Source organism: Sphingomonas leidyi (assembly GCF_011761945.1).
Classification (GTDB): domain Bacteria; phylum Pseudomonadota; class Alphaproteobacteria; order Sphingomonadales; family Sphingomonadaceae; genus Sphingomonas; species Sphingomonas leidyi.
In genome coordinates this window covers 320,704-347,103 of record NZ_JAASQV010000001.1, presented here as the reverse complement: position 1 = coordinate 347,103, position 26,400 = coordinate 320,704, and the positions used below count along the sequence as shown (strand labels likewise).

Below are 26,400 nucleotides of genomic sequence, written 5' to 3'. Positions count from 1 at the left end.
AGCGGAATGGGGCGAAGGCCGGCAGCGGGAGGACAAGAGGCGGCATTGCCCGAGGCTCGGGCGCCGATGGTGCCCGTGCAGAAGCGCAGCCGCGAGCGGTTCGAGCGCATCCTGCAATGCGCCGCGGCGGTGATGGCGGAGAAGGGCAGCGACGCCTTTCGCATGAGCGACATCGTCGAGCGCACGGGCATCCCCTTCGGCTCGCTCTATCAATATTTCCCGGACAAGACGGCGATCATCGGCACGCTGGCCGAGCGCTGCAACGCGATCGGCCGCGCGTGCGTGGCGCGCGATCTGGCCACGGTGGAGACCATCGCGGACCTGCGCCCTGCGCTGGGCAATATCGTCGACAGCTATTATCGGATGTTCGTGGACGAACCGGTGATGCGCGACATCTGGCAGGCGACCCAGGCCGACCGCGCCCTGCAGAAGCTCGATGAAGAGGATGGCGCCTTTCTCGCCAATCTGCTCGCGGAGGCGGTGCGGCCGGTCGCGGAGGGAGCGAGCCCCGCGGCGGTCGGGCGCTATGCCCAGCTGATGATGACGCTGATCGCCGCGGCGGTGCGCCACGCGATCACCTTGCCGCCCGCCGAGGGCAGGCGCGTGCTCGCCCTGTTCAAGCAGCTGCTGCCGGCCGATCTCGCGGCGCTCGCCGCGCAATGAGCGCCGGGGAAACGCTTTCGCCGAAGCAGGTGCGCCGCATCTTCCTCGCGGCGCAGGGCTTCGGCCTGCGCCGGCCCGCCCGCGTCGGCGCCGCGCATCTCCGCCGCACCGTGGATCGGCTGGGCCTCCACCAGATCGACAGCGTCAACGTATTGACGCGGATGCACTATCTGCCTGCCTTTTCGCGACTGGGCGACTATGACCGCGCCCTGCTCGAGCGCGATGCCTGGGGCCCGAAGCGCGGCCGCAGGCTCTTCGAATATTGGGCGCACGAGGCTTCGCTGCTGCCGATGGATCTCCACCCGCATTTCCGGTGGCGGATGGCCCGGGCCGAACGCGGCGAGATCGGCTGGCGGCAGCTCCGCCTGTTCGCGCACGAACGCAATGCCGAGGCCCGGGCGGTGCGCGACCGCATTGCCGGCGAAGGGCCGCTCGCCGCTTCCGAGTTCGAGAATGGCAGCTCGAGGAGCGGCTGGTGGGAATGGAGCGAGACCAAGCTGGCGCTCGAATGGCTGTTCTGGTCGGGCCAGATCACCACCGTCACGCGGCGGGGCAGCTTCGAGCGGGTCTATGATCTGAGCGAACGGGTGATCCCGCGCGCGATCTACGACCTGCCGACGCCCGATGCGGCGACTGCCCAGCGCGTGCTGATCGAGCGTAGCGCCCGCGCGCTCGGCGTGGCGACGGCGGCGGATCTGCGCGACTATTTCCGGCTCAAGCCGGAGGAGGCCAGTCGCGCCATCCCCGAGCTGGAGGAGGAAGGCACGCTGATCCCGGTCCGGGTGCAGGGCTGGGCCCAGAAGGCCTGGCTGCACCGCGACGCGCGCATGCCGCGCCGCGTGCGCGGCGACGCGCTGCTGGCACCCTTCGACCCGCTGATCTGGGAACGCGGCCGTACCGAGCGGTTGTTCGATTTCCGCTACCGGATCGAAATCTACGTGCCTGCCGACAAACGGACCCATGGCTATTTCGTGCTGCCCTTCCTGATGGACGAAGCGCTCGTCGCGCGCGTCGACCTCAAGGCCGATCGCCAGGCCGGCCGGCTGCTCGCGCACCGAGTGACGCTGGAGCCGGGCGCACCGCGCGACACCGAGGAACGGCTGGCGATCGAACTTGCCCGCATGGCGGGCTGGCTCGGGCTGGGCGAAGTGCGTATCGGCGAGACGATCAGGGGAAGCCGATGACCGACGATCTGCCGCGTTGCGCCTGGGCGGTGAGCGATCCGCTCAACCGCGCCTATCACGATGCCGAATGGGGCGTGCCGATCCGCGATTCGCGGGAATTGTGGGAGGCGCTGATGCTCGAGGGCTTTCAGGCCGGGCTCGCCTGGATCGTCATCCTGCGCAAGCGCGAAGCCTTTCGCGCGGCATTTGCCGGCTTCGATCCGGCGAAGGTCGCCGCCTTCGGGCCCGAGGACGTCGAGCGGCTGATGGCAAACCCCGGCATCGTGCGTGCGCGCGCCAAGATCGAGGCGACGATCAGGGGCGCGCAGATCTGGTGCGAGATGCAGGCGCGCGGCGAGGATTTCGCCGAGTTCTGCTGGGCCTTCGCCGGCGGCAAGCCGATCCTGAGCCCCGGCCATGGCTTCGTCGCCACCACGCCGCTTTCCGAGGCGGTCTCGAAGGAATTGAAGCGCCGGGGCTTCAAGTTCGTCGGCCCGACCATCGTTCATGCCTGGATGCAGGCAGTGGGGCTGGTGAACGATCATCAGCACGGCTGCTTCCGCCGGGAGCCGGTCGCCGCCCTCGCCTGAGGTCATTGCGGGCGCGCCGGGATAGTGAGAAAATGGCCGCGAACCGGGTGGGGAAGCGAAGATGACGATCAAGCCATTGCCATGGGCGCCCATCGTGCTGGGCCTGCTCGCCGCCTGCTCGCCCGAGCCGAAACAGCCGGTGGAGAAGGACGCGACGGCCAATACGGCGGAGATCGTCGTGCCGCCCGCGAGCAATGCCGAAGCCCCTGCGGCGAACGCGCACGCGGAGGCACCGGGCGTCGGGATCAGGCTGGCGCCCGGCGAACTGACTCTGGCGCTTCCCGGCGGCGCTTCCCGCCCCGTGCGCTTCGGCATGGCCAGGGCCGATGCGGTGCGGCTGCTCGCCACCGCGCTCGGCAACCCGATCGAGGAAGCGAGCAGCCAGGATTGCGGCGCCGGCCCGCTTGGCTATGCGGCCTTCCGCGATGGGCTCTCGCTCTATTTCCAGGATGGCAAGTTCGCCGGCTGGGACCTGGACGGGCGCGAGTCCGCCGGGTTCGCCACGGCCAAGGGCATCGGCATCGGCACCAGCCGCAAGGAGCTCGAGGCAGCGGGAACGGTGGATGTCGGCGAGACGTCGATCGGCAACGAGTTCATGATGGGCGAACTTTCCGGCCTGCTCAGTTCGCCTGCGCCCGACGGCAAGGTGACCAATTTGTGGGCCGGCGTCACCTGCATCGCGCGATGAGCGTCGAGAGGCTGCTGATCGAGTTTGTCGGCTGGACCGGGGCAGCATTGATCCTGGTCGCCTATCTGCTGCTCTCCTCCGGCAGGTTGACCGGCCGGTCGCGCGCCTATCAGTGGATGAACGTGGTCGGCGCGGGCTGTTTCGTGATCAACAGCGGCTGGAACGGCGCAATCCCCTCGGCGACCCTGAACATGGTGTGGATGCTGATCGGCGCAGTGACGCTGTGGCACATCGCGCGGCGGCCGGCATGATCCGGCGGGCGCATGCCGGGGATGCGGGGCCGGTCGTCGCGCTATGGCGGGATTGCGGCCTCACCCGGCCCTGGAACGATCCCGAACAGGATTTCGCCCGCGCGCTCGCAGCGGAAGCCGCGACGATATTGGTGGCGCAAGGGGAAGGCGGCGGGATCGCAGGCAGCGTGATGCTGGGCGATGACGGCCATCGCGGCTGGGTCTATTATCTGGCGGTCGCGCCCGCCGCCCGCGGCACCGGGCTCGGCCGCGCGCTGATGGCCGAGGCGGAGGCGTGGCTGCGCGCGCGGGGTTGCCCGAAGATCCAGCTGATGGTGCGCGAGGGCAATGCGGAAGCGCTCGGCTTCTACGAGGCGCTCGGGCTGGAGCGGCAGGGGGTGGTCACGCTCGGGCGTTTCCTGAACGACTAGGTTAGGCCCACATCCGGCCGATCCTCCCCCTCCCCTCCGGTAAAGGAATGCCGACAGCACCTCACATCGCCAGGTGGCGCGCCGCCCTGGGTTGAGGACTCATTCAGCCAACTCCGTCATCCCCGCCTGCACGGGGATGATGACGGAAAATCAGATACTTGTTTGAGTTCTCAACCTAGAGCTTCTCGCCAGGCAGGGCACTGGCCTGCCGGATCCAGGCGGCCAGCCGCGGCGCATCGATCCCGTCCTCCTCGCGGATGTCGAGATAGCGCACCCCCTGCTGTTTCGATGGACCGGGCGGCACCGGATCGAGCGAAGTGCCGCGGAAGAAAGTGAGTTTCACATATCTGTCGAAGCAATGGAAAGCGAGGAACCAGCCCTCCCGATCGGGGGCGCCGTAGAAGGGCGTGTTCCACTTCACCGCCTTGCGCACGCCGGGCACGGACCCCATCACCAGGTCGTCGATCGCGCGCCCGATCCGCTGCTTCCACTCGGGCATCGCGGCGATATAGGCCTGCACCGGCGCATCGCCTTCGCCCTTGGGAATCTGTGGATTGCCGCCGGACAGGAGCCTGGGCGCGGTCATGCCCCGCGCTCCCCGGCGAGGAATTTCTCGCCCCCGGCACGAACCGCGGCATCGAGCGCCGATGCGGACGCCGCCACCGGCATCAGCATCGGCCACATCCCCAACAGCGCGCGCGATGCCATCCCTGCACCTCCGCAAAAATGACCTCAGAGCGACTGCAGCCCCTCGATCGTCACGATCGGGCTGCTGCCGCGGCGCAGGGCGCAGCGGAAGCCATGGCTCTCCCGGGTGGCGTCGCGATAGCCGTCGGCCAGCTCCACCTGCCCCTTGATCACCCAGCTCTTGCCGTTCCAGACGGTGCTGGTGACCGTGGAGACCTGCGCCAGGCGAGCATAGCGTTCGCCCAGGCTTTCCGCTTCCACCGCGCAGCGATCGGCGGCGGCATCCTCGTCATAGAGCCCGTCGAACTGCGCGGAATTCGGTGCCGGCATCTCGGCGACCGGGCCGGCGGCGGGCTGCGGCGCCTCGCCATAGCGGCCGCCGTCGACCGGGCCGGTATCGATCGGCACCCGCTCCTCGGCCGCTTCGGCGCCGTGCGACTTCTTCTTCCCGCTCGAGATCAGCGCGAGCACGCCGCCGACCACCAGGCCGCCGACGATCGCGTCGCCCACATCGAATTTGTCCTTGTGCTTCTCGCGCGACGGGCGCCAGCGCTCCTGCGCCTGGGCCGGCATCGCCAGCCCCATCATCGCCACCGCGGCGATCCCGCCGCCCGCAAGCTTCAGAACATCCATGCCGCCCTCCGTTACTTTCGCGAAACGAGAACTATGCGCGCCAGCCTGTCGCCCGGCTGAACCGATTTGCGACCAGGCGCCATTCCCCTGCGAGGGGAACGGCGCCCCTTGGCCCCTATTTGCTCTTCACTTCGAGGCCGGTCCACCTGGCCGTGAAGGCCCAGAGATCGGCGGCTTCCTCGATGATCTTGTCGGTCGGCTTGCCCGAGCCATGGCCCGCGCGCGTCTCGATGCGGACCAGGTGCGGCTTGTCGCCGATGTCCGCATGCTGGATCGCCGCGGCATATTTGAAGGTATGCCCAGGCACGACGCGATCGTCGGTATCGGCAGTGGTCGCCAGGATCGCCGGATAGGCCACGCCCGACTTGATGTTGTGATAGGGCGAATAGGCGTAGAGCGTCTTGAAATCGGCTTCCTTCGACGGATAGCCATAGTCATCCACCCAATAGCGCCCGGCGGTGAATCGGTCGAAGCGCAGCATGTCCATCACGCCCACCGCCGGCAGCGCCGCGGCGAACAGGTCGGGCCGCTGGTTCACCACCGCGCCCACCAGCAATCCGCCGTTCGAGCCGCCCTGGATCGCCAGCTGGTGCTTTCCGGTGATGCCTTGCTTGATCAGATACTCGCCCGCGCCGATGAAGTCGTCGAACACGTTCTGCTTGTTGGCCAGGCGGCCGCCATCGTGCCACGCCTTGCCATATTCGCCGCCGCCCCGGATGTTGGCGAGGACGAACACGCCGCCCTGCTCCAGCCAGGCGAGGCGCGAGGAGGAGAAGCTGGGGCCATAGGAGACGTTGAAGCCGCCATAGCCCCAGAGCAGCGTCGGCGCCGGGCCCGTCACGCTCTTCTTGCGGACGATGAACATCGGCACCTTCGTCCCGTCCTTCGACGCGAAGAAGCGCTGCTCGACCTTGTAGTCGTCGGGCTTGAACAGCAGCTTGGGGCGCGCCCAGGGCGTGCTGGTGCCGGTCGCCATGTCGTAGCGATAGATGGTCGTCGGCTCGTTGAAGCTCGTATAGGCGTAGAAGGTCTCGGGATCGTCGGGCTCTCCGCCAAAGCCCGAGGCGGTGCCGACGCCCGGCAGCTTGACCGGGCCGATCGCGCCGCCGTCGAGCTTGTAGCGACGCACTTCGGTCTTGGCGTCGACCAGATAGCTCGCCACCAGCGTGCCGCCGACGATCGCAGCGCCTTCGAGCGTCGCCGCATCCTCGGGCACCAGGTCGGTCGTGGCCGGATTCGCCGCCGCCACGTCCATCGTGACGATCTTGAGCTTCGGCGCCCCCTTGTTGGTGACCCAGTAGAATTTCGTGCCGACATTGCCGGCCAGGCCCCAGCTATTCTCCAGCCCCGGCACGATCACCCGCGGCTTGCGCTCCGGGTCCTGCAGATCGATCAGCGTGATCTGGTAGCGATCGTCGGTGCCCTCGCTGGTGGTGATCACCATCCAGCGCCCATCGTCGGTGACCTGGGCGTAATGGCTCCACTTGGGATGGTCGGGCGTCTCGAACACCAGCGTGTCGGCGCTGTCGGGCGTGCCGAGCTTGTGGAAGTAGATCTTGTGGTTCTCGTTGAGCGCCTGGTATTTCGCGTCGGCCGCGACGTCCGGATAGCGCGAATAATAGAAGCCGCTGCCGTCCTTGGCCCAGGCCGCGCTCAGCGTGAACTTCATGCCATGGACGGTGTCGCCGGTCTCCTTGCCGGTGGCGACGTCGAGCACCTTGGCCGTGCGCCAGTCGGTGCCGCCGTCCTGGATCGCGTAGAGCAGGTATCTGCCGTCCTCCGACGGCGCCCATTCGGACAGCGCAGTCGCGCCGTCCTTCGACCAGCCATTGGGGTCGATCAGCACCCGGCCCTCGCCGTCGAGCCGGTCGCGGACGAACAGCACGGCCTGGTTCTGCAATCCCGAATTGTGCAGGTAGAAATAGCGGCCGCCCTTCTTCTGCGGCGCGCCGAAACGCTCATAGTCGAAGAGCTGCTTGATGCGCGTCTTGAACCAGGCGCGGCCCGGCAGCGTGGCGAGATAGGCGTTGGTCACCTTGTTCTCGGCATCGACCCAGGCGGCGACTTCCTTGTCGTTGCGCACGTCGTTCTCGAGCCAGCGATAGGGATCGGCGACCTTCACCCCGAACTGTTCCTCCACCACGTCGACGCGGCGGGTGTCGGGATAGGCGGGCTTGGTCACTTTGGTCTCCGGCTGGGTCTGGGCGAGTGCGGGGGTCGCGAGGAGCAGGGGCAGGATGAGGGCGCGGCGCATGGAGCCTCCGAATGGGAAAGGCCCGGTTTTACCCGGACTGCGCCGTCGCTCAAGCCGAGCCGTTGCCGGAAGTCGCCGAAACGGCCCAGAACAGGATGCCGAGCGGGGCGAGGGCCAGCGCCGCGGCAAGCCAGGCGCCGAGGGAGGATTGCGGGAACTGCCGGTTCATGCCCGCCATGTGGGAAGCCGTGGACGGCCGGGAAAGGACAGGAAATGTTGCGGGAGCCAAATGACCGGTTTGGCTCCCCCGGATTGCCGCGCGCCGCTAGCGGCCGGCAGGAAGCGCGCGCAGCCTGGCCAGCGTTTCCTGCTCCAGGCCATAGCCCTCGGTGACGTCCCATATGGCGTCCTGAAGCAGGCGCCTGGCACGGTCGCCCTCTATCTTCCGGCCCTTGACGGCGCCGAGAACCAGCCGAAGCTTCGGGTGGCTGGTGACCGTCCCGAGCGCATATTCGGCGCCCTCGCCGGGCACGTCCATCTCCTGGTTCAGGCACATGGCGCGAAGCAGGAACCGCCCTCCCGACGGCAATCCGGGATTGGCGGGCGATGGCTCCCCCTTCGCCGCACGCTGCGCCCGCAGCTTCCTCTTCGCCTCCTCCCGTTCGGAAGGGGGCAGCATGAGATGGGCGCAAAGGCTGTCCGCGATGAAGAAGTTGAGGTCGTCCACGACGATCACGTTCTGGAAGCCCTTCTCCCGCTGCATCCGGTCGAAGATTTCACCGGCCAGGTGCTTGAACATCGTGCCGGCGGGGATGTGGACGATATAGGAGCGATCCTCCTCGGTGCAGAAGGTCAGGCAGAGCTCCTCGTCGCCGACGCCGAGCTCGGTTTCCTTGCAATCCTTGCGATTGTCGAAGCCCTTGACCGACACCAGCCTGACGCCCGCAGGCAGGGCCAGGGGCGTGCCGACCGGCGAGCCCGGATTGTTGCCGAGGCCGGCCATGTATCGGTCCTGCGCCGAAGCAGGAGATGCGGCGAAGCCTGCCGCCAGCAGGAGAGCGAGGAACCAGATCGCCAGACGCACGCAAGCCCTCCCGATAGCGAAGATCGCGGCAGGCCTGCTGCGCCCGGCGGCATCCGGGCAAGGACGGCTCGACGTAGGGGGAGGACGACGCGATGAAGGCGCCGGAACGCGGAAGGGCGGCCGCACCCTGGTGCGACCGCCCTTCCCTGTCTCGATATCGCGGCCGATCAGGCGACGGCGTCGAAATCCTCGTCGACGAGCACCGGGCCCGAATCCTGGCCCTTGGCCGAGACGTCGCGATCGACGAACTCGATGATCGCCATCGGCGACGCGTCCGAAGCGCGCGGGCCGGTCTTGATGATGCGGGTATAGCCGCCGTTGCGGTCGGCATAGCGCGCGGCCAGAACGTCGAACAGCTTCACCAGCTGGGCGTCGTCGAGCAGGCGGGCATGGGCCAGGCGGCGGTTCGACAGGCCACCCTTCTTGGCGAGGGTGATCAGCTTCTCCACATACGGACGAAGCTCCTTCGCCTTGGCGAGGGTGGTGGTGATCTGCTCGTGCTTGATCAGAGCGGCGCTCTGGTTGCGGAACAGGGCCGCGCGATGGGCCGAGGTACGCTGCAGCTTGCGGCCGCCAACGCGATGACGCATTGTCTTCTTCCTTCCGTTCGTTCGGGGGCCGTATCAGGTACCCCGGACCAGGCGGTGAGATGGCCACCGCCCAAAGCCTGTCACTTTTCGTGAAGCGGCGCCCAAAGCGGATTCGGCGGCAGAAGTCAAGCGGTACGCACCCGTGGCGCCGCCGGCGCCGCCAGCATCAGCGCCCATAGCGCCCAGACCATCGCGTCCGCGCGGTCCGGCGAGCGCCCCGGCCCCTGATAGCGCCCCGTCGCCGTCAGGCCCATCAATTCCGCCTCGAGCGCGTCGAACCGCCCGGCCAGCCGCACGCTGCCGCGCTCGAACAGCGCCGCCACCGGTTCGGCGCGGGCGGCCTTGCCCCGCGTCGCGGTCACGGTGCGCAGCGGCAGCCGCACATCCGCCGCGCGCAGCACCGCCCGCACCATGTCGCCGCCCTGGTTGGTCTCCACCACCACCCGGTCCGCGCCATGCGCCTCCGCCGCCGCGGCGACGCGCTGCGCCCAGCCTTCCGGCGACAGCCCGCTCGCCGAATGATCGGCCAGCACATGCCCCGTCCCGCTCCCGTCGATACCGCAGGCGACGATGCCGCAGGTTCCCCCGGCGCTGGCGGGCGGATCCACGCCGATCGCCACGCGGACGAGTGCGTCCCCGTCCGGCGCCGCGCCGCGGCATGCCTCGATCAATGCCGATGGCCATAGCGCGCCGGCGACATCGGCATCGAGCAGCCCGTCGATCTCCTCGCGCCCGCGCCGCGTTCCGCCATAGGAACGCGCCATCGCCGCGAGCCACGCCCGGGGCAGATGCGGATTGTCCCCGGACGCGCCGCCCGTCGCGACGGTGCCCGGATCGGCCAGTATCGCGCGCAGCGCCGCCAGCCCCGCCCGCGGCGTGGTGGTGACCAGCGCGCGCGGCGCCGCGCCCGCGCACAACCCCAGCTGCAGCATGTCCCAGCTCTCCGCGGGGTGCCGCCATTTCGCGAGCTCGTCGCACCAGGCGAAATGATGCTCGGGGCCGCGCAGCCCCTCGGGGTTCGCTCCCGAGAACAATGCCGCCTCCGCCCCGTTCGGAAACAGCACGCGCCGCCGGCTCGCCTCGAACACCGGCCGCCCGCCGAAATGCCCCGCGGTCGCCAGCAGCCCGGAAGGCCCCTCCACCATCACCTGGCGCGCCTCCTCGATCGTCGCCGCCACCAGCGCGATCCGCACCGCGCCCGCATCGCGCACCAGCGCATGCACCCATTCGGCGCCGGCCCGCGTCTTGCCGAAGCCGCGCCCGGCCATCAGCACCCAGGTTCGCCATTCCCCTTCGGGCGCGCATTGTCCGTCATGCGCCCATTCGCCCCAATCCCCGTCCAGCGCCCGCAGCTCGGCATTGCTCAGCGCCCGCAGCAGCAGCGCGCGCTGCGCCGCATTCAGCCGTCCCAGCCGTGGCAGCACGATGCCCATGTCACGCTCCCCCCATGCCGCGCTCCCCTGCCGGCCGGGGCTCGTCCCGCGGGCCGTCCGCCAGGTCTCCGTCCCCCGGCCCCGGCCCTGCCCCTGGCGCCTTCGCGTCGCCGCCCCGCTCGATGGCGTCGATCTTCCGCAGGATGCTCGCGCGCACCGCCTCGATGTCGGGCGGCAGTGCCCGGGCATCGTAGCGCTGCGGCGCACCGCCCTTCACCGAGGCGCGGTGCAGCTTGAGCAGGTTCATCATTTCCGCGACGCTCATGGCCTTGCCGGCGGCTTCCCCGGTGACCGGTTCGCGCCGCAGGCTGTCGGTGGCGAGCGCTACGAGCTGCGCCTCGATCCGCGCATAGCCCTGCTCCAGGCACGCCTGCCATTCCGCCGCGAAGCCCGGCCAGCGCATCCGCCGCTGGTAGATGGCGGTGGTCGAGAATCCCGCCGCCTCCGCTGCCGCCCGCACATTGGCGGTGGCGGCCAGTTCCTCGAGGAACCGCTGCTCCGCAGCCTGCGACCAGCGCTTGCCGCCGGTGCGGATCACCTGCGTCTTCCGGTTCCGCGCCTGCCGCACCACGCGCCCGCCACCGTCCTTTTCCCTATCGCCATCCGCCATCGCACACCCCCGAAACGAAAAATGCCGCCCGGCGCAAAAGGCGCAGAGCAGCATGTTCCTGTTTTGTACAATATGAGCGTGGCGATGTCAAGGGAGGAGATGGGCCGGTAGTGGAGGGCCCGCTTCTGGCGAGAGATCAGCCGGAGTGAGCCCTCGCGCTGGCGTTTGTTCAATTTCCGCTAGCGTCCTGGTGTTGGCCATCCCGACACCTCAACCAGGCGCCCGAAAGCGGCCGGTCGCGCGAGACAGACTAGGCCTCGTCCGCCATCGCTTGGCTCTTGCAGAATAGTTCCAGCATGGCGGCACGCGTCGCTGTTTGCGCAATATGCACGATCAGCGTGTGTGGAAGGTCGATATCGGGGTGCGAAGCGGCATTTCCGGCAAACCATAGCACCTCCGAGAGCGGCTCCTTTTCATGCCATGTCGTCATGACAAATCTGTCGTCCGGTATGTCACCGAAATCGAATGTCTCAAGGACGGTCCAGTCTACGGTGTCATGCCAAGCTTCACACGCCGCGCCCCAAGCGACGAAGTAGAGGCATCCGCTCGCTACCAACCATGAGGCCACCTCGTTTCGCCAATCTTGGCTAACATCCTCTTCGGCGATGAGAACTGCTCGATAGGGCCCGATCTCTGCCGGGGGCGGAGTATCTCCGGGCGACAGGTGCAGGTAATTCAGCGTCATCGCATTAACCGAACGCCACCCGTTTCGAGCACAATGTTGGTGGCAGCTAGCCACCCGTTGCCAACAAGGGCGGACGGACCGCTTCCCGCCCACCTGCCGCCGCTCGGCAGCGCGGTCGAACCGGCCTGACGCGAATGTCCCCAATTGGTTGGGAAGCAGGCACTAGACTTCAATATGCTCAGATGCCTCCGGGGCTATCCCATCCCGCCAGTCATGGCCGGCAAGCGCCGCTTCGTCACCCCAGTGCAGTTCGTCGTCATCAACCCAGAAATGGAACATTTCCTCTCCAACGAGAGTGAGTCTCACACCGACGCGGCGCCCCATCGACGCCAGTGCTTCCACCTCCGACACCTCCACGCCTGGAAGTGTCGGGCACAGTGATTGAGTTATATCGGCGATGTCCACTTGGCCGTATTCACCAATATCGAACGGGAGATCGAGCGGACCATCGTCCACAATCATCCGCGCACCATCTTCTGCGACCTGAAGGCGTAACACCTGTCCGCCAGCGAATTTCAGCAGCAGCCGCAACGGCTTTTCGTTCACATGGCCATCGAAGATGTGGCGGTTCGCAATGACGGAATCGAGCCTCATAGCTGGCACGCTGCCGCAAGCGGCCAATGCCCGCAACTGGGTGGTCAGCTGCCGTACGCTTCAGACCGGACAGGATACGGAACTAGCCAGTCATAAAACGGGCAGTGTCCATTTGCAGCTTGCTCTTCAGGCAGGCCCATTCTTGCCCATAATGGCGTGGCTTACCGATTTGCTGAAGACCGGAAAACCTTATCGTGTTTCCGTCAACGAGAACCGCATCCGAAATGCCGCATTGTTTCCGGGCTCGTTCCAAATTCTCATCGGTAAGAGGCCGTTTTTGATCTCTCACTACCTCGTGCGCGGCGCAACCCGTCATGCTTCCAAGAAGAAGCACTATGGCCAGGACGGCATCTCGTTGCATCCCGATATTATATTCTGCTGCTGAATGTCTGCAACTGGGGCGTTAGAGGTCGGGCGGCTTTGAATTCAGCCTAGCGGCGCCTGAACGGCCGACGATGGGTGGTTAGCTGCCGTTAGGGGGCAGTCGCCAGTTTTCCGGCAGGTTCGCGAAATAACCCCAAGATGCCCACGAGCCGTCACCTAGATTTGATCGCGTAACAAGTCTCCACTCGGGCGGATCAGGGAAACCGTGCCAAGCCAACTGCATCAACAGCATGTCCTCGCCATGATGCATGGCGTAAAATTCGACGTCGGCGCCAATAAGTTTTTGCTTTTCAATGCCAAATACCGACAGCCCAGCGCTGCGTACCGAAGTCCAATCGATCGTCTCGGCGGCTCTTTCATTGAATCCGGCCAGTTGCTCATCGGCGATTGAATCGGAAGCATCCCATGGGTCGGCTTCCCAAACATTTGACGCGGAATTCATGCGCTCGGATTGAGTCATCGATGGGCTCCACGCAGTACGTTACGGCGTGGCACGGACGTCCGCAACTCGGGCGTTTGCCGCCCGACCGCCTTTGGATCGATCGTCGCCTGGCTGAGCGACCGCGAATGGGTGGCTAACCGCCCTTCTGCTTTCGGAAGGACTGCTTGGTGGTCTTAGGCTTGGTTGCTTCCGTGAAGACGCGGACCTTTTCGTCCAATTCGATGAGAGCAGCCCTGAACGCCTCGTGGCTATCGTCTTTTGCGACGACCTCAAAGCGATGGCGCTTGCCGTGGTGATACACACCTTTGGAAACGGTAGCCGCCATATGCGGATCAAATCACTCAACTGGAATGTCCGCAAGTGAGGCGCTTGCCGACCGGCAGCTCGCAGCGCCGGAAAATTGGGCCAGAATGGCTGAGAATGGGTGGAAAGCGGACGCCCGCTACGTCCGTTTGATAGCCTCGACGATGATAAGGTCACCGCGCTGTCTGCCTTCCACCTGCACCCTCAGGCCCACCAGCCCGAGTATGCGATCATCATCGACCTCTAGCCGCCACAGATGACCGTGCTCGGTGGCGAGATATATCTGCTTCTGCGGGAAACGTCGCAGCACACCAATCGCCTGCCGATGCTTTGCTGCCATTCGCCAAAATACTCCATCACGCAGCGTCCGCAATTGGGGCGTTAGAGGTCGGTCCGCTGCACGATCGAGCTATATCCATAGCACGATAGCGACTATCCCGGCGATCGGCAGCGCGATCAGGGCCGCGGTCGCAGCCCACGCCGCCAAGACCCCGAAACGATCCTCAATCCAAGGGATCAAAGTCTCGGTCAGCGCATAATAGACCTGCTCCATCCCCAAAGCCTAGCACGCAAGTCAATGTCTGCAATTCGGAAAGCGAGATGCGGATATGGAAATCGCAAACCGGCGTTTCGGCCGGCCTCTGGCGTCAAATCGGCCTCCCGCGGGCCGAACGTCTGGGATTGGGTGGTTAGCTGCCGTTCACAGGCGGTCCGATTGGACCAGCATCGGCCCGCACTTCAGTCTCTATAAGCTTGAACCCCGCACGAGCTGCCGAACGGCGGGCCATCTCGACGCATCGAGTTGGTATGTTCGCGACATGCGAAATGATGACCGCGCGTTGCCGATCAAATCGGCTTTCGAGGTCCTTCCGAAACTCGAGAGCCGTCAGGCCGACATCCCCAGTCCAGAACCAACATTTGCCTTCCGAGAAAGTCACCGCCGTGCCGTAGGCGATTCCATGGTCCTGCCCGGATAGGGGTGCAGGAGCGCTCGAAAGCAGCGCGGTAAGAGACAATGCGAAGGCGAGGACCATTGCTGGGGTTTGCACCACTATGGCCCTGTCCGCAATTGGGGCGCTAGAGGTCGGGCGGCTTTGAATTCGGCCTAGCTGCGCCTGAACGGCCGACGATGGGTGGAAAGCGGTCGCTGGTCCGCTAGAGTAGGTTGATGATAGCGCTCCTTCTCGCCGCCACGTTCATGCTCCTCCCACAGCCTGTCGGTGAAGCAGGTGCCTCCGACCGCCTCATTGTCAATTGGAGCTATCAACCGGAGTTGATGCCCGACTCTGTCGTGCTCAAGCTTCGAAATCGAGGCTCCAATGCTATTTGCATTCCACGCGTCGAAGTCGAGGGCCCAAGTTTGCTCCTGTTTCAGGGCGGCAAGGAGGTCGACCCAGTGCATTACACCAACCGACCTATTTTGGTTTGGCGTGGGGCAGACGTGATTTCAGGCCTTCTGGTGATCCCACCCGGTAGATCGGTCAAGCTGTTCTACGATCTCCATGACTGGTATTTGGCGTCTGGACCGACCGAAGCTCGACTGGAGTTGCCAAGGATCGACTGTCTTGCCTTTTTCCATAGCGCAAAGCCCTCGATCGTTCGCAAGTTGGCAACCTATCAATTCACCGCCAGCCCAACGCAGGACGTCCGCTAGTGGGGCGTTAGCCACCAGGCCGCTTCATGAGCCGAAAATTCAGCTGTAGCGGCGGAGATTGGTTGGTTTGCCGAACGACGGCTTTCAGCGCACATTCGCGGGCAAGTCGCCATCTTTGCGGGACGTGTCGCTTGCCCTTCAGCCTAGCAAAACCTCTCAAGGGCGCTGTGGCGCTGGCTGCGACCATGATTGCATCCGAGGTCGCATTGCCAGCGCCCGATCGAGGGTCGCCTTCCTGCTTCGGCGGGATGCGATCGGCTCTCGTTCGAGGTGGTTTTAGCGGGCCGCTGATTTGCTCGAGAGGCGACGCTACCTTCTCCCTAGCGGGCCAGACGAAGGGGCACAAATACTCCATCTACGACTATCGCTACAGGTTTCTTCCGGCCAACGGCAACGTCAGACATGGTGGCCAGCGGATAATTGTATTTCGCGGCACGGCTTATGCCGGGCAATATATGATTGCCACGCCGCCCTACACCTCGATGTCGGTGAACGGTACGCGCGTGGTATTCCAGACGGCTGGCGCCCCGCGCGTTCAAATTGATTTCTCTCGGGGCCCACCCAATGAGATACTCGTCAACGGAGAGGTCGCGAGGTTTTTCCGCTGACGGGCCAATGAACGGCAACCTTGCGAGCAGCGGCGTACACCAGACCCATGACCAGAGTTCAGCAAACCTTCTCAAACAACAAGGATAGCCCGATCTATGTGTCGGTGGAGCCTTGGCCCGAGTGCTTCGAGCTCGAACCGGGCGAAAAGCTCACGCTGATCTGGGATGCGCCCGAGAGTGGGGATGCTGCGCAGGTCGACTTCATCAACGAGCGCGAACTGGTCGTATGGCCCAACGGCGAAACGCACGCGATGAAGTACCTCATCAACGGCGAAGAGGCCGAAGCCCGAAGCTGGACTTTCAAACACAAGTGAGCCTCCTGGCCGCAGCGCCAGCTTTCGGAGGATGAACCTCGGCGTTTCGATATCCGTTACCGGACGTCAGCCGCCGGTCCCGTCCGGGATCAATATCTGCCAAATCGTAGCAAGGATCATAGAGAAGGTAAGGAAGGAAAGCAGGGCTGTCACAGCCCAAAAGCGAACCGGTTGATCCTTCCTTCTTCCGGACAACGTAATTCCTGGCTGCTCAAACGTCGCTGTGCCGGTGCGGAACCCTTGAATAAGCAACCACCCGAACAGCAACGCTACCAATAGTGTGATGATCGGCCCATATATCGCTTCGCTCATACGGCTCGATCGCACCCGCCGCGATCGGTAGCAATTGGGATTTCACGCATTGCACAGGAACGTCCGCAATTGGGGTGCTTGCGGGCAGGCCGCTTCTGGCCGGTCAAATTTGGACCGAACCGCGGAGAATGGGTGGAAAGCTGCCGTTGCGATGATAGGCTAATCGCATGGACGAGATCATGCGCGGGCATGCCGCAGAACTGCGGGAGATGTCATCGGCGAGGGCAGCCGATTGGCTACTACAACGCTATCCGCGCGGTGGAGAAGCGATCATTCTGCTCGAGCATATATCGCTGCGCAAAGGCGATTATCGGCGTCTGGCTGAGCAGTATCTTGCGGGGCCTTCCCATGCGCATGATCGCGCTTACCGACTGTTCCGAGATCGTCTGGGCCTAACTCGGCTAATCCGCATTCTCGGTGAAACACAGGGCCGTGATAGTCGTGACGCTGATCTGCTGGCCTACCACCTTAGGCCAATGCTGCGCGGCGCTAAGGATGCCAAGGAACTGCGAGAAGCTACTGCTTTCGTCGATGCCCTAGCTGCTTCGTGACGGCTGCCTTTGGGGCTTTTGCCGACCCGCGGCTTCTGGATCAGCCGCCGCACCGCGGAACGACCGGGAGTGGGGGGAAAGCGGACAGGCTGCCTACGGGAAGCGTTGTTAGCGTAGCGCTATCACCAGTCGGGCTTCTCGCCAGCCGCTAAGTCGTAGCCGTGGTAGTAGGCGTCGGTGAAGTCTGCACCGTCCATCTTCGCACCCAGAAAGGTGGTTGAGCAAAGAGCTGACCCTTGGAAGTCCGCGCCGGAAAGATCGGCATCGGTGAAGTCGCACGTCTTCACGTTTGCGTGCACGGTCGCGTTTCTCAGCGATGCCCCTCGAAAGTTGGCGTGAACAAAACTGTCAATTAGTTCGATACTATCAAGCCTCGCGCCAACTAGAGCATCCGAGCCGTCATCAGTGATGTTCAAGTTTGAGAAATGCCGCTGGCCTGACGCATACCGTAGCAGCAACTCGGACTGTGTAATCTCTTCATGCACGACGATCATGCCGATGTGCTGCCATGCTGAACCGGTGATCGCAACCGGGATTGCTCGCCGCCTCGCCATGTCCGCAATTGGGTGGTTAGCTGCCATTCACTGCAGTGCGGATCCAGCCGTCAAAATAATCGGTTTGAGTAAGGTAATCGTAGTCCTCGTTCACTCGAACAAGCGATGGATCGGGCGATACTGGGGCGTCGTCCTCGTGGCGAAGACAAAGGAAAGCCTGCCCGTCGAAGCCGAACGTCACGGCACGACAGGTCGCAATCGAGCGTATCGTAGTGCCGAGGCAACCGTTCGGATTGACGGACTGCGCGACACGACTGGTAAGTGCGTCAACGTCGGCGAGCTGCGTCACGTGCGGTTCCGCTACGCCTTCGCTATACACGCTGCCAATAGCGGTATCTGGATCACGCCAATCCACGACGAAATGGAAGTGGTCGCCACCCTGCCTCAGGGTCTTCACGACCATGGCGCTTGCAAGCTCGATGTAGGCCTGTGTGCGTGGATCGGTCGCATCCATGTCAAATGCGGGAATGATTGCGCAGGCTTTCATTTGGTCAACAGTAGCAACAACTCCAACGGCTGCAATTGGGGCGTTTGCTGCCCGACCGCTTTTGGATCGATCGTCGCCTGGCCGAGCGACCGCGAATGGGTGGAAAGCTGCCATTTAACGATCTTCGAGCGGTAAGGCCTTCCATTCGTCGAAGCTGGCGTAAATGTCCGTCGTAGGAAGGGCCGGGCTGCTTTCCTTGTGACGTGTCAAATGAAGTCGCGCATAGCGCCCGTCTGCGAGCCTGAATAGAACATCGTCACGCCGCCACCGCCGTCCCACAGCCACTACGTGAGTTCCATAAAGGACATGCCCCGGAGCGAGTTCTTGGACGAGTTCGTCCTCAAGCTCTTGCTGTTCCGTTTCGCTGGTCACCCCGTACCAGTCGCCATCCCATTCCGATGCGTCGCTCATCGGCTGACCATATCGGAGCGCCGAATGTCTGCAACTGGGGCGTTAGAGGTCGGGCGGCTTTGAATTCGGCCTAGCTGCGCCTGAACGGCCGACGATGGGTGGAAAGCGGACTTAAGACGCACTTCTGATATAGATCGCTCCAGATGGCAGAGGACATCGTAGCACCCAACCGAATGCTGTCGCCGTCGATTTTGCAGCAACGCGTATTTCATCCCAAGTCGGATGATGCCGCAACGCATCATCTGTCCAGAATGCCACGTTTGCTTCACCGCTTTTCGACAGGATGAGACAATCTAGCGCGTTGAGTTCGATGCGTTCGTGCTCAGCTAGCTCCACTTCGTGCCCGAAAAACATGTCGAGAGCCTCTTCGAAATCGAGCGCCAGTTCATCAGCCTTGCAGACAAAATCGGGGAACAGGGAAAGCTGCACGTCAGCGGATTGCGCCAGCGCCAACACCGCGCGTTCAAGCTGCTCGCGTCTTACAATCTCGGTCGCCATCTGAAGATATTACGGTGCGGGAGGAACGTCCGCAACTGGAGCGGTAGCCGCCAGGCCGCTCCTGGCCAGCCAAATTTGGACCGAACGGCGGAGAATTTGGGTGGATTGCGGACTTTCTGCCTCAACCGCGAATGCTCGAAAGCGCTCGTTCAGGTATTGTGGACAGCGACGATCAAGCCATGATCTTGCTACTGTGCCCGCTACCCTGGGAGCACGAACCATGCGCGATAATGCAGGTCGGGCAGGCGTGAAATAATCGTGGGACAGAGGAAGGAGGGCTACGGGGGAGACAATCGCCCACTCTTGTATGATTGCCCTCTGGCATATCTCTGTCATTTTCAGGCCGTCGGTGAGTAGGTTGGCAAGCCGAAGAGGAACGAGGGAGCGGTGTGTGCAAGGGCAATGGATTGGAGACATTGAAGGGGAAGTCGGAGGGACGCTGAGGGTTGAGCTAGAGCGTCGAGGCAGCGTGGTATCTGGCAACGCCTACCTGTTCTACGAGGCTGAGCATCAGCTTCCCGGCTTCAAGTTTGCAATCCGTATGCCCGACGCTGCTCCACACAAGGCGGAAGTGACCACGACATACTGCTACTCTGATGGTGGCATCATGTCCTCTGACGATAGAGTTAGAGCGGAAAAGATCATTGCCGATAGATTTGGCGAACCGCCCGTCCCCGAAAAGATCAACGCCACCTTCACTGAGCACCTAGATGGGAGCCTTCAAGTCGAGTGGAGCGGAGGAGAGCAATCCGTTTCCGAGACGATATCCGCCTCCAAAGCGACGGGGGATTCGGAATTGATAAGCCGCAGCGATCTACAGACGTGGAGCGACTTTCGGCAATGGGCTATCGATCAAGACCCCAGACGATATATATTCCGGGGGCAGTCCAACCCATTCAAGTTGACCACTACGTTTCATCGTACATGGCGGAGTGACTTGAACGCATGGATTATGGATGACGTTGTACGGCTATACGGCGCAATCATCGAAAAGGTATCGTTTCCACTACAACTCGGCAATCTTGAGCATAACGCCGTCATATGGAGCATCCTGCAACATCACGGTTACCCGACGCCGCTTCTAGATTGGTCTTTCTCACCGTTTGTATCGGCCTTTTTCGCCTTCCACGCGGTTAAGGCAGATAGTGACTGCCGCCCGCGCATATTCATCTTCGATAAGGCTGCATGGGAGGAGAGCTACGGTCGGCGGGCTTTTATAGTGGATGCAGCACCTCCCCAGCTTGTAACTATCGAAAACATGGCTGTCGGCAATCCTCGGTATGCCCCACAACAGGCTCTCGCTACTGTGTCCAATGTGACTGATATCGAGGCATTTATTCGCAAACGGGAACAGGCGGATGGGAAAAGCCACCTTGAGGTTTGCGATCTATCGCCCACCGAAGGCCCCCGCATTGTGAAGGAGCTAGAGCTTATGGGCATCACATTCGGTTCGCTGTTCCCCGGCCTCGACGGCATCTGCAAAGACCTAAAAGACCGCTTGTTCGCTGAGCCGGTGTGAGCCTCCACTGCGGGCCCACATTGGCAAGGCCTTTGCCTCAGCTATTTCAAAGGCCTAATACAACCATCCCGATGCCCTTTCGGAAAACCTCAGATTTCCGCCATTTTTTATTGCAATCGTAAGATCTTCTTCTTGGCACAATTGGCATGCCCGCCACTGGAGCATTAGCGGCTATTGCGGCGTATCCCGAACGAACGGCGGCTTTCGGGCGCCGCCAAGGGCTCGCCGATGACCGACTTGAGGGCGCAACGCAGAAGTCCAGGATCGCCCGCAAAGCAAAAGGGCCGCCCCTTTCGGGACGGCCCTTTCGTTTGTTCCGCAGCGATCTTGAGCCTTAGCCCATGATCTCCTGCTCGAGCTTCTTGGCCATCTCTTCGATGTTCTCGGGCGGCCAGCCCGGGATTTCCATGCCCAGGCGCAGGCCCATGCTCGAAAGCACTTCCTTGATCTCGTTGAGCGACTTGCGGCCGAAGTTCGGCGTGCGCAGCATCTCGGCCTCGGTCTTCTGGACCAGATCGCCGATATAGATGATGTTGTCGTTCTTGAGGCAGTTGGCCGAGCGGACCGACAGCTCCAGCTCGTCGACCTTCTTCAGCAGATAGCGGTTGATCTGCGAAGCGTCGCCCGCGGCGCCCTCCGCAGCCGGAGCCGCAGCCGCCATGCCGATCGGAGCCGAGCGGGTGATCGCCGAATCGTCGAAATGGACGAACAGCGCCAGCTGGTCCTGGAGGATGCGCGCGGCATAGGCCACCGCGTCTTCCGGGGTGATCGTGCCGTCGGTCTCGATCGACAGGGTGAGCTTGTCGTAGTCGAGCTCCTGGCCGACGCGGGTGTTCTCGACCTTGTACGAGACCTGGCGGACCGGGCTGTACAGCGCGTCGACCGGGATCAGGCCGATCGGCGCATCCGCCGGACGGTTCGACGCGGCGGGGACATAGCCCTTGCCGGTGTCGGCGGTCAGCTCCATGTTGAGCGTCGCGCCATCGTCCAGGTGGCAGATGACGAGATCGGGGTTCATCACCTCGATGTCGCCCGAGACGGCGATGTCGCCGGCCTTCACCTCAGCCGGGCCGGTGGCCGAAAGCTGGAGGCGCTTCGGGCCTTCGCCCTGCATGCGGATCGCGATCTGCTTCACGTTGAGGACGATGTCCGTCACGTCCTCGCGCACGCCCGCCAGCGAGCTGAACTCGTGGAGGACGTTCTCGATCTTGATCGAAGTGACCGCGGCGCCCTGCAGCGACGAGAGCAGCACGCGGCGCAGCGCGTTGCCGAGCGTCAGGCCGAAACCGCGCTCGAGCGGCTCCGCCACGAAGGTCGACTTGCGCTTGGGATCGCCACCGGGCTTCTTCTCGAGGCCGTTGGGCTTCTTGAGTTCCTGCCAGTTCTTAGCGTTGACCGACACGGGCTTTCCTCATGTTGGGCGGGACCAGAGGCGCGTCCCGCCAGGTAATTGCTGCAAGACCGCGGACCCGCCTCTGGGCCCGCGGCGACAAGCAGGAACGATCAGACGCGACGGCGCTTCGACGGACGGACGCCGTTGTGCGGGATCGGAGTCACGTCGCGGATCGACGTGATCTGGAAGCCGACCGCCTGCAGCGCGCGAAGGGCGCTCTCGCGGCCCGAACCCGGGCCCTTCACTTCGACCTCGAGGGTGCGCACGCCGTGCTCGGCGGCCTTGCGGCCCGCATCCTCGGCGGCGACCTGGGCGGCGTACGGGGTCGACTTGCGCGAGCCCTTGAAGCCCATCATGCCGGCCGACGACCACGAGATGGCGTTGCCCTGCGCGTCGGTGATGGTGATCATGGTGTTGTTGAAGCTGGCGTTCACATGGGCGACGCCGGCGGTGATGTTCTTGCGCTCACGACGGCGGATGCGCTGCGGTTCACGTGCCATTTCTCAGCGCTCCCTTACTTCTTCTTGCCGGCGATGGGCTTGGCCTTGCCCTTGCGGGTGCGCGCATTGGTGTGCGTGCGCTGGCCACGGACCGGAAGGCCCTTGCGGTGACGCAGGCCGCGATAGCAGGCCAGGTCCATCAGGCGCTTGATGTTCATCGCGGTCTGGCGGCGAAGGTCGCCCTCGACGGTGTAGCCGGCGTCGATCGCCTCGCGGATCTGCAGCACTTCCTGGTCCGACAGGTCCTGCACGCGGCGCTCGTCCGCGATGTTCAGCTTGGCGGTGATCTCCTTGGCCTTGGCCGCGCCAATGCCGTGGATGTACTGAAGCGCGATGACGACGCGCTTATTCGTCGGGATATTAACCCCCGCAATACGAGCCATGAATTTTTTCTCCCAGCTCCACGGGGCGCCGCATGGCAGCTCGCACCCCATCTCGTAGCGTTGATCCCGAAATGCGGCGGCACGACGAGCGCACAAGCACGCCGCCGGACACCGGTGTTTCGGAAGATGCGCGACATATGCATCCACCAGCGCAGAGTCAAGCGCTGTGGAAAAGGCTTTCGCCGAAAATGGACTTATACACGAATCCGGGGCTTCCGCCAAGCCGATGCCGCCGGCCCATCCTGCAGGCATGGCGTTCAACCGGCTCGTCGAAGCCCTTGCCGGCGCGATTGGCTCGCCCATGTGCGCATGACGAAGGCGCAGCGGAACGGGCGCGGCCCCGCATCGCAGGGCGCGCGTGCCGCGCGCGGCACATGTCGAGAGCGGGATGCGCGCTATCCTTCAGCCGCCAGCCGGTACCCCGCGCCACGCACCGTATGGAGGATCGGGGCTTCCCCTTCCTCCAGCTTGCGGCGCAGCCGGCCGATATGGACGTCGACCACGTTCGACCCAGGATCGAAGCGGCAGTTCCACACATGCTCGAGCATCATGGTACGGGTGACGACCTCGCCGGCATGGCGGGCGAGATATTCGAGCAGGTGGAACTCGCGCGCCACCAGGGGCACGGCGCGGCCGGCACGGGCAACGGTGCGGCTGAGCAGATCGATCTCGAGATCCCCAACGACGATCCGGGTCGCCTTGGCGTCCGCCTCGGCCCGATCGGCGCGGCGCAGCAGTGCGGCGATGCGCGCGCGCAGCTCGGCGAAGGAGAAGGGCTTGGCAAGATAGTCGTCGGCACCCGCAGCAAGGCCGCCCACCTTGTCGTCGACCGTGCCGAGTGCGGAGAGCATGATCGCCGGGGTCCGCAGCCCCTGCTCGCGCAGCGCACCCAGCATCGACAGGCCGTCCATGCCGGGAAGCATGCGATCGAAGATCCACAGGTCGAAATCCCCCTCGGCCGCGCGGGCAAGACCGGTACTGCCATCGGCGCAGGCCTCGATGGCGAAACCGGCATCGGCGAGCCCCTGGGTCACGAAATCCACGGCGGCGGCATCATCCTCGACGATCAGGATATGGTGCTTCACGTCCATCCTCCGCCCGACCCGGCAAAAGGGGTGGCCGACGGACAAGGGGGCGTCCGCCGGCCGAGCGTCGATGCCAGGGCAGCATCGGCGCCTTCAGTGCGCATCCGCATCCTGGGCGCTCTTCCCGGCGAGCCCGATCCGGAAAGGGGGCTGATCCGGACCATCGGCACGGCGGCGATCGCAGGGGGAGGAGCGACCGGGCCGGCGCCGGGAAGAGCAACGCGTAAACCGGATGTGTTTGACCTCTGATGCGTGACCGGCGGGGGCATGCCGGCCATGGGCTGCTGATAGCCCGCCGCGGCACCACGGGCGGTGACCGGGGCATGAAAAAACCGTAATGTTGAAACCGCTCAGCGCTCGGCGGCGGCCTTCAGCCCGGCAAGCTGCGCAGCAAGCACGCCATCGACCGGCGCGGCGATCCGGCCCAGGCCCGGCGCGCCCGCCACCGCATATTCGATCGTCACCCCGGTCGACTTGCCGTCCGGCGCGGGATCGAGCGTGACCGTCATCACTGCGCTGGCCGGAAAGGATTGCAGCGGCCCCAGCCCGCCGCTGAGGCGCAGCATCTTGCCCGGGCGGACGAAGATCACGCGCATATGCTCGACGCCGCCGCCGTCCGGCAGCTTCTCGCACCAGCAGCCGCCGGGACGCGGATCGAGCGAGAGGTTCGCGGCGCTGCCCGACCAGCTATGCTCGCCGCTCCACCAGGCCGAGGGCGTGACCAGGGCCGCCCAGACCTTGGCGGGCGGCGCGGCGATCGCCCCCTTCTCGACGACGGTGAAGCTGGTTTCCGTCGAAGCGGCGACTTCGGCGGCGGCAGGCGCGGCGGCGGCGAGCGCCAGCACTATCGGAAAATGCGCCTTCATGATCCCTCCCCCATCGAGCCAGGGCGATCATAGCGCGCAGAGCAGCATTCCAGAAGCGGCGGCGACACGGCGCGGCACTTCGATCTCGATCCGACCGGCCACCGCCCGCGCGCGGGAGACATAGTGGAGCGTGCCGTCCAGATAGGCATCGAAGGCGCTGGCCCGCACGTGCTGCCCGTCGACGAAGCGGCGCAGCGCAAAGGGGCTGGCACCGGGCGGGTTGAGCCCCTCGGTCACCAGCGTGGCGGAGCGAATGCCGCTCGCCGCGAGCAGCGCCGGCGCGGACGGATGGAAGGTGCCGCTCGGATAGCAGAAATGCTCCGGCGCGCCGGCGCCGGTCGCGGCGACCAGCGCGGCTCGGTTCGCCGCTATCTCCGGCACGAGCTGGCCGATACGGCCGGCAACGTCGATATGCCGGTGGGTGTGGAGCTGGATGTCGAGCCCCCGGCCATGCGCGTCGGCGATCTCGGCCGGGCGCATGAGATGGAACTGCCGGCATTCGAGCCAGGCCTCGCCCACGCCGAGCGCCCGGCCATGCGCGCGCAGCGCATCGAGCCGCTCCCGCTCCGGCAGCGCCTCGATCCGGCGGATCACCGCGCCGCGATCCTCCCCCGCCCGGCCCGAAGCGGCGATGAGATAGTCTACCGCAACATTGATCACCGGCAGATCGCGCCCCGCATACCAGGTGGTGGCATAAAGCGTCGCGGGCAGGCGATGCCGCTCGAGCACCGGCAGCATGTGGCTGTGGGTCGAGGCCCAGCCATCATCGATCGTGATCACCACCGCGGCACGCGGCAGGCGGTTCGCGGCGAGCCGCTCGACTGCCTCGCCCAGCGGCAGCACCGGCAGGCCCGATCGCGCCAGCCGGGCCATGCGCGCCGCGAACCGCTCGGGCGTCATGAACAGGCAGCTGCCAAAGGGCGCACCGGGCGCCAGCCACAGGCCATGATAGCAAAGGATGCGCAGCTGGGCGCCGGTCATGCGGCGGGCGAGCATCGACAGGCCGGTCCACCGGGCGGCTCGCAACAGGGCGCGCTTGGGCAACATCGATGACCAATCCCCCGCCCGGCCTGGATGCCGGGGCAAAGGGGAATGGTCCCAGTCCCGGCTTAAGCAGGGGTTAGGGCAACAATATATTACAAAGCGCCGAGCGGCCCGGCCGGGCCGGGATCAGGCAGTGCCGTCGAGGATCGCGTCGATCTGCGCGCCCACTTCGGCGATGTCGGCCATGCCGTCGACCTTCCGCACCAGCCCCTTGGCATCGTAGAAGGGCAGGATCGGCGCGGTCTTGGCGCGATACTCGGCCATGCGGGTGCGCACCGTCTCGGCATTGTCGTCCGGGCGGCGCTTGAACTCGTGATGGCCGCACACGTCGCACATGCCCGCGACCTTGGGCAGCTTGAACTTGTCGTGATAGCCCTCGCCGCAGTTCGCGCAGGTGAAGCGACCCTCGACGCGCTCGACCAGCGCGTCCTCGTCCACTTCGAGCTCGATCACATAGTCGAGCTTGCGGCCGCGCTCCGAAAGCAGCGAATCCAGCGATTCGGCCTGGGCCGCGGTGCGCGGATAGCCGTCGAAGATCGCCCCCTTCAGCGTGTCTTCCATGTCGAGCCGCTCGCCGATGATGCCCGAGACGATCGAATCGGACACGAGTTCGCCCGCGTCCATGACTGCCTTGGCCTGCAGGCCGGTGGGCGTCCCCGCCTTGACTGCGGCGCGCAGCATGTCGCCGGTCGAGAGCTGAACCATGCCGCGCTCTTGCTCGAGCCGCTTAGCCTGGGTGCCCTTGCCGGCTCCCGGCGGGCCCAACAGGATGATGTTCACTAAGCCTATCCCCTCAGTTTCGGCCAGTTTGGGCCGC

General features: G+C 64.7%; 36 protein-coding genes. 11 read left to right on the top strand and 25 right to left on the bottom strand.

Annotation, left to right across the window (positions count from 1 at the left end; translation table 11 throughout):
- Positions 1 to 45 precede the first annotated feature (45 nt).
- The 6 genes from FHR20_RS01910 (at position 46) to FHR20_RS01885 (ending at position 3,765) form a co-directional block, all read left to right on the top strand.
- Positions 46 to 663 (top strand): TetR/AcrR family transcriptional regulator, encoded by a 618-nt coding sequence (locus FHR20_RS01910; protein WP_208413367.1) that lies wholly within the window; start codon positions 46 to 48, stop codon positions 661 to 663.
- Entirely contained in the window at positions 660 to 1,847 is a 1,188-nt protein-coding gene (locus tag FHR20_RS01905) for a winged helix-turn-helix domain-containing protein (RefSeq protein ID WP_167297979.1), read from the top strand. The genes FHR20_RS01910 and FHR20_RS01905 overlap by 4 nt, the downstream gene beginning before the upstream one ends.
- Positions 1,844 to 2,416, top strand: a complete 573-nt coding sequence (locus tag FHR20_RS01900; RefSeq protein ID WP_167297978.1) for a DNA-3-methyladenine glycosylase I — start codon at positions 1,844 to 1,846, stop codon at positions 2,414 to 2,416. The genes FHR20_RS01905 and FHR20_RS01900 overlap by 4 nt, the downstream gene beginning before the upstream one ends.
- A 61-nt stretch (positions 2,417 to 2,477) precedes the next feature.
- Entirely contained in the window at positions 2,478 to 3,104 is a 627-nt protein-coding gene (locus FHR20_RS01895; protein WP_167297977.1) for a hypothetical protein, read from the top strand.
- Positions 3,101 to 3,355 carry a CBU_0592 family membrane protein gene (locus FHR20_RS01890; RefSeq protein WP_167297976.1) on the top strand — a complete coding sequence of 85 codons (255 nt, stop codon included), beginning with the start codon at positions 3,101 to 3,103 and terminating at the stop codon, positions 3,353 to 3,355. Before FHR20_RS01895 ends, FHR20_RS01890 begins: the two co-directional genes overlap by 4 nt.
- The gene (locus tag FHR20_RS01885; protein WP_167297975.1) at positions 3,352 to 3,765 is read left to right on the top strand and encodes a GNAT family acetyltransferase; all 414 of its coding nucleotides are present in this window, start codon (positions 3,352 to 3,354) and stop codon (positions 3,763 to 3,765) included. Before FHR20_RS01890 ends, FHR20_RS01885 begins: the two co-directional genes overlap by 4 nt.
- 175 nt (positions 3,766 to 3,940) lie before the next feature.
- Here FHR20_RS01885 and FHR20_RS01880 read toward each other — a convergent pair whose 3' ends face one another.
- From FHR20_RS01880 to FHR20_RS01840, 10 genes are all read right to left on the bottom strand, one after another.
- Complete coding sequence (locus tag FHR20_RS01880) at positions 3,941 to 4,351, bottom strand: DUF1801 domain-containing protein (RefSeq protein WP_167297974.1); 411 nt, start codon at positions 4,349 to 4,351, stop codon at positions 3,941 to 3,943.
- A complete protein-coding gene (locus tag FHR20_RS22985; protein WP_279589377.1) occupies positions 4,348 to 4,473 on the bottom strand; it encodes a hypothetical protein in 126 nt (41 codons plus the stop codon). Before FHR20_RS22985 ends, FHR20_RS01880 begins: the two co-directional genes overlap by 4 nt.
- 24 nt (positions 4,474 to 4,497) lie before the next feature.
- Positions 4,498 to 5,085 carry a hypothetical protein gene (locus FHR20_RS01875; protein ID WP_167297973.1) on the bottom strand — a complete coding sequence of 196 codons (588 nt, stop codon included), beginning with the start codon at positions 5,083 to 5,085 and terminating at the stop codon, positions 4,498 to 4,500.
- Between the two features lie 115 nt (positions 5,086 to 5,200).
- The gene (locus FHR20_RS01870) at positions 5,201 to 7,339 is read right to left on the bottom strand and encodes a prolyl oligopeptidase family serine peptidase (protein ID WP_167297972.1); all 2,139 of its coding nucleotides are present in this window, start codon (positions 7,337 to 7,339) and stop codon (positions 5,201 to 5,203) included.
- Positions 7,340 to 7,604: 265 nt separating this feature from the next.
- Complete coding sequence (locus tag FHR20_RS01865) at positions 7,605 to 8,363, bottom strand: hypothetical protein (protein WP_167297971.1); 759 nt, start codon at positions 8,361 to 8,363, stop codon at positions 7,605 to 7,607.
- Positions 8,364 to 8,530: 167 nt separating this feature from the next.
- Positions 8,531 to 8,953, bottom strand: coding sequence for a 50S ribosomal protein L17 (rplQ, locus tag FHR20_RS01860; RefSeq protein ID WP_086128670.1), 423 nt, complete (start codon positions 8,951 to 8,953; stop codon positions 8,531 to 8,533).
- A 125-nt stretch (positions 8,954 to 9,078) separates the two neighbouring features.
- Entirely contained in the window at positions 9,079 to 10,386 is a 1,308-nt protein-coding gene (locus tag FHR20_RS01855) for a terminase large subunit domain-containing protein (protein WP_167297970.1), read from the bottom strand.
- A 1-nt stretch (position 10,387) separates the two neighbouring features.
- Complete coding sequence (locus FHR20_RS01850; protein WP_167297969.1) at positions 10,388 to 10,996, bottom strand: hypothetical protein; 609 nt, start codon at positions 10,994 to 10,996, stop codon at positions 10,388 to 10,390.
- A gap of 250 nt (positions 10,997 to 11,246) precedes the next feature.
- A complete protein-coding gene (locus FHR20_RS01845) occupies positions 11,247 to 11,681 on the bottom strand; it encodes a DUF7684 family protein (RefSeq protein ID WP_167297968.1) in 435 nt (144 codons plus the stop codon).
- A gap of 162 nt (positions 11,682 to 11,843) precedes the next feature.
- Positions 11,844 to 12,275, bottom strand: a complete 432-nt coding sequence (locus FHR20_RS01840; RefSeq protein ID WP_167297967.1) for a hypothetical protein — start codon at positions 12,273 to 12,275, stop codon at positions 11,844 to 11,846.
- Here FHR20_RS01840 and FHR20_RS01835 point away from each other — a divergent pair.
- Positions 12,256 to 12,660 (top strand): hypothetical protein, encoded by a 405-nt coding sequence (locus tag FHR20_RS01835; RefSeq protein WP_167297966.1) that lies wholly within the window; start codon positions 12,256 to 12,258, stop codon positions 12,658 to 12,660. The genes FHR20_RS01840 and FHR20_RS01835 overlap by 20 nt on opposite strands.
- Positions 12,661 to 12,738: 78 nt before the next feature.
- Here FHR20_RS01835 and FHR20_RS01830 read toward each other — a convergent pair whose 3' ends face one another.
- The 4 genes from FHR20_RS01830 to FHR20_RS01815 form a co-directional block, all read right to left on the bottom strand.
- The gene (locus FHR20_RS01830; RefSeq protein ID WP_167297965.1) at positions 12,739 to 13,119 is read right to left on the bottom strand and encodes a hypothetical protein; all 381 of its coding nucleotides are present in this window, start codon (positions 13,117 to 13,119) and stop codon (positions 12,739 to 12,741) included.
- A gap of 115 nt (positions 13,120 to 13,234) precedes the next feature.
- On the bottom strand, positions 13,235 to 13,426 hold the full coding sequence (locus FHR20_RS01825) for a hypothetical protein (protein WP_167297964.1): 192 nt from the start codon (positions 13,424 to 13,426) through the stop codon (positions 13,235 to 13,237).
- Between the two features lie 117 nt (positions 13,427 to 13,543).
- Entirely contained in the window at positions 13,544 to 13,744 is a 201-nt protein-coding gene (locus FHR20_RS01820; protein WP_167297963.1) for a DUF5818 domain-containing protein, read from the bottom strand.
- A 69-nt stretch (positions 13,745 to 13,813) separates the two neighbouring features.
- Positions 13,814 to 13,957, bottom strand: a complete 144-nt coding sequence (locus FHR20_RS01815; RefSeq protein WP_167297962.1) for a hypothetical protein — start codon at positions 13,955 to 13,957, stop codon at positions 13,814 to 13,816.
- Between the two features lie 615 nt (positions 13,958 to 14,572).
- Here FHR20_RS01815 and FHR20_RS01810 point away from each other — a divergent pair.
- The 3 genes from FHR20_RS01810 (at position 14,573) to FHR20_RS01800 (ending at position 16,843) form a co-directional block, all read left to right on the top strand.
- The gene (locus FHR20_RS01810) at positions 14,573 to 15,058 is read left to right on the top strand and encodes a hypothetical protein (RefSeq protein ID WP_167297961.1); all 486 of its coding nucleotides are present in this window, start codon (positions 14,573 to 14,575) and stop codon (positions 15,056 to 15,058) included.
- 655 nt (positions 15,059 to 15,713) lie between these two features.
- A complete protein-coding gene (locus FHR20_RS01805; RefSeq protein WP_167297960.1) occupies positions 15,714 to 15,980 on the top strand; it encodes a hypothetical protein in 267 nt (88 codons plus the stop codon).
- Positions 15,981 to 16,459: 479 nt separating this feature from the next.
- On the top strand, positions 16,460 to 16,843 hold the full coding sequence (locus tag FHR20_RS01800; protein WP_167297959.1) for a hypothetical protein: 384 nt from the start codon (positions 16,460 to 16,462) through the stop codon (positions 16,841 to 16,843).
- Positions 16,844 to 16,965: 122 nt separating this feature from the next.
- Here the strand turns inward: FHR20_RS01800 and FHR20_RS01795 are convergent, their stop codons facing one another.
- The 4 genes from FHR20_RS01795 to FHR20_RS01785 all read right to left on the bottom strand — a co-directional run bounded on the left by FHR20_RS01795 (position 16,966) and on the right by FHR20_RS01785 (position 18,793).
- A complete protein-coding gene (locus tag FHR20_RS01795) occupies positions 16,966 to 17,424 on the bottom strand; it encodes a pentapeptide repeat-containing protein (RefSeq protein ID WP_208413366.1) in 459 nt (152 codons plus the stop codon).
- The gene (locus FHR20_RS01790) at positions 17,414 to 17,998 is read right to left on the bottom strand and encodes a hypothetical protein (protein WP_167297957.1); all 585 of its coding nucleotides are present in this window, start codon (positions 17,996 to 17,998) and stop codon (positions 17,414 to 17,416) included. The genes FHR20_RS01795 and FHR20_RS01790 overlap by 11 nt, the downstream gene beginning before the upstream one ends.
- Positions 17,999 to 18,295, bottom strand: coding sequence for a hypothetical protein (locus tag FHR20_RS22650; protein ID WP_208413365.1), 297 nt, complete (start codon positions 18,293 to 18,295; stop codon positions 17,999 to 18,001).
- 111 nt (positions 18,296 to 18,406) lie between these two features.
- On the bottom strand, positions 18,407 to 18,793 hold the full coding sequence (locus FHR20_RS01785; protein WP_167297956.1) for a hypothetical protein: 387 nt from the start codon (positions 18,791 to 18,793) through the stop codon (positions 18,407 to 18,409).
- Positions 18,794 to 19,184: 391 nt separating this feature from the next.
- Here FHR20_RS01785 and FHR20_RS01780 point away from each other — a divergent pair, with 391 nt between their 5' ends.
- Positions 19,185 to 20,312, top strand: coding sequence for an FRG domain-containing protein (locus FHR20_RS01780; RefSeq protein WP_208413364.1), 1,128 nt, complete (start codon positions 19,185 to 19,187; stop codon positions 20,310 to 20,312).
- A gap of 334 nt (positions 20,313 to 20,646) precedes the next feature.
- Here FHR20_RS01780 and FHR20_RS01775 read toward each other — a convergent pair whose 3' ends face one another.
- From FHR20_RS01775 to FHR20_RS01745, 7 genes are all read right to left on the bottom strand, one after another.
- The gene (locus FHR20_RS01775; RefSeq protein ID WP_086128667.1) at positions 20,647 to 21,714 is read right to left on the bottom strand and encodes a DNA-directed RNA polymerase subunit alpha; all 1,068 of its coding nucleotides are present in this window, start codon (positions 21,712 to 21,714) and stop codon (positions 20,647 to 20,649) included.
- Positions 21,715 to 21,815: 101 nt separating this feature from the next.
- Positions 21,816 to 22,205, bottom strand: coding sequence for a 30S ribosomal protein S11 (rpsK, locus tag FHR20_RS01770; RefSeq protein ID WP_010545745.1), 390 nt, complete (start codon positions 22,203 to 22,205; stop codon positions 21,816 to 21,818).
- A 14-nt stretch (positions 22,206 to 22,219) separates the two neighbouring features.
- Positions 22,220 to 22,588 carry a 30S ribosomal protein S13 gene (rpsM, locus tag FHR20_RS01765; RefSeq protein ID WP_137862269.1) on the bottom strand — a complete coding sequence of 123 codons (369 nt, stop codon included), beginning with the start codon at positions 22,586 to 22,588 and terminating at the stop codon, positions 22,220 to 22,222.
- 395 nt (positions 22,589 to 22,983) lie between these two features.
- Positions 22,984 to 23,673, bottom strand: a complete 690-nt coding sequence (locus FHR20_RS01760; RefSeq protein ID WP_167297954.1) for a winged helix-turn-helix domain-containing protein — start codon at positions 23,671 to 23,673, stop codon at positions 22,984 to 22,986.
- Positions 23,674 to 24,023: 350 nt separating this feature from the next.
- On the bottom strand, positions 24,024 to 24,539 hold the full coding sequence (locus tag FHR20_RS01755) for an SRPBCC family protein (RefSeq protein ID WP_167297953.1): 516 nt from the start codon (positions 24,537 to 24,539) through the stop codon (positions 24,024 to 24,026).
- A gap of 27 nt (positions 24,540 to 24,566) precedes the next feature.
- The gene (locus FHR20_RS01750; RefSeq protein WP_167297952.1) at positions 24,567 to 25,586 is read right to left on the bottom strand and encodes a polysaccharide deacetylase family protein; all 1,020 of its coding nucleotides are present in this window, start codon (positions 25,584 to 25,586) and stop codon (positions 24,567 to 24,569) included.
- Between the two features lie 123 nt (positions 25,587 to 25,709).
- Positions 25,710 to 26,363, bottom strand: coding sequence for an adenylate kinase (locus FHR20_RS01745; RefSeq protein ID WP_167297951.1), 654 nt, complete (start codon positions 26,361 to 26,363; stop codon positions 25,710 to 25,712).
- Positions 26,364 to 26,400: the final 37 nt, after the last annotated feature.